Raw genomic sequence first — 1561 nt, forward strand, 5'->3', positions numbered from 1 at the left:
GAGCGCGCGGGCGTTCAGCCGCTGTCCGTCGAGGACGGGCTGGCCCTGTTCGACACCGCTGTATCGTCCGACCGGGCCGTGCTGATCCCCGCACGATTCGCTCAGACACGGACCAAGGTTCGCCGCGCCAGCACGGCCAACGGCTTCGCTCAGCGCCTGGCCGCGCTGGACTCCGCCGACCGCCAGTCGATGCTTTCTGATCTGGTCCGTGGCAGCGCGGCTACGGTGCTCGGGTTCGCCGACGGCTCGGCGATCGATTCTCAACGCCAGTTCCAGGACCTCGGCTTCGACTCGCTGACGGCGGTCGAGTTCCGCAACCAGCTCAACGCGGCCACCGGGCTGCGGCTCCCGGCCACGCTGATCTTCGACTACCCGACGGCTGAGGCGGTGGCGGAGTTCCTGGCGAATGAGCTGGTCGGCGGGCAAAGCTCAAAGGCCGTGGCCACCGTGGCCGCCGCCGTCGACGAGCCGATCGCGATCGTGGGCATGGCCTGCCGCTACCCAGGTGGCGTGGAGTCGCCCGAGGATCTGTGGGAGCTGGTGGCACAGGCTCGGGACGCGATCGGGGACTTCCCGGCCGATCGTGGGTGGGACGTGGAAGGGGTGTACGGACCGGAGCCCGGCACACCTGGGAAGACCTACACGCGCCAGGGCGGTTTCCTGTACGACGCCGCCGAATTCGACCCGGTGTTCTTCGGGATCTCGCCGCGTGAGGCGCTGGCGATGGATCCGCAGCAGCGGTTGCTGCTGGAGGCGTCGTGGGAGGCGATCGAGCGGGCCGGGATCGATCCTGACGGGTTGCGAGGCAGCCGGACGGGTGTCTTCGCGGGCGTGATGTATCACGACTACGGGCTGGGCACTCCCGCCTCGACGAGTGGTGGCAGCTTGGTCTCCGGCCGGGTCTCCTACACGCTGGGGCTGGAAGGCCCGGCGGTGACGGTGGACACGGCGTGTTCGTCGTCGCTGGTGGCGTTGCACTGGGCGGCGCAGGCGCTGCGGTCGGGTGAGTGTGATCTGGCGCTGGCCGGTGGCGTGACGGTCATGTCGACACCCGGCATGTTCATCGAGTTCTCGCGGCAGCGTGGGTTGTCGGCGGATGGGCGGTGCAAGGCGTTCTCGGCGTCGGCCGATGGCACCGGCTGGGGTGAGGGTGTCGGTGTGCTGCTGGTGGAGCGGCTGTCGGACGCGCGCCGGAACGGGCACCAGGTGCTGGCAGTCGTTCGCGGGTCGGCGATCAACCAGGACGGGGCCAGTAACGGGTTGACGGCTCCGAATGGTCCTTCGCAGCAGCGGGTGATCCGGCAGGCGCTGGCGAACGCCGGGCTGTCGACTGTGGACGTGGATGCGGTCGAGGCCCATGGGACGGGCACGACGCTGGGCGATCCGATTGAGGCGCAGGCGCTGATTGCCACGTATGGGCAGGAGCGGGAGCGGCCGCTGTGGCTCGGGTCGTTGAAGTCGAACATCGGTCACACCCAGGCGGCTGCCGGGGTGGCCGGTGTGATCAAGATGGTGATGGCGATGCGGCACGGGATGCTGCCGCAGACGTTGCACGTGGGTG

Annotated in this window: 1 protein-coding gene; it reads left to right on the plus strand. The window is 69.3% G+C overall.

Going from position 1 to position 1561, the window contains the following annotated elements; genetic code table 11:
• The coding region (locus ACTWPT_RS59905; RefSeq protein ID WP_443186460.1) for a type I polyketide synthase at positions 1–1561 on the plus strand (1561 nt) is incomplete at both ends.

It is taken from the genome of Nonomuraea sp. 3N208 (assembly GCF_052245935.1).
Taxonomy (GTDB): Bacteria; Actinomycetota; Actinomycetes; order Streptosporangiales; family Streptosporangiaceae; genus Nonomuraea.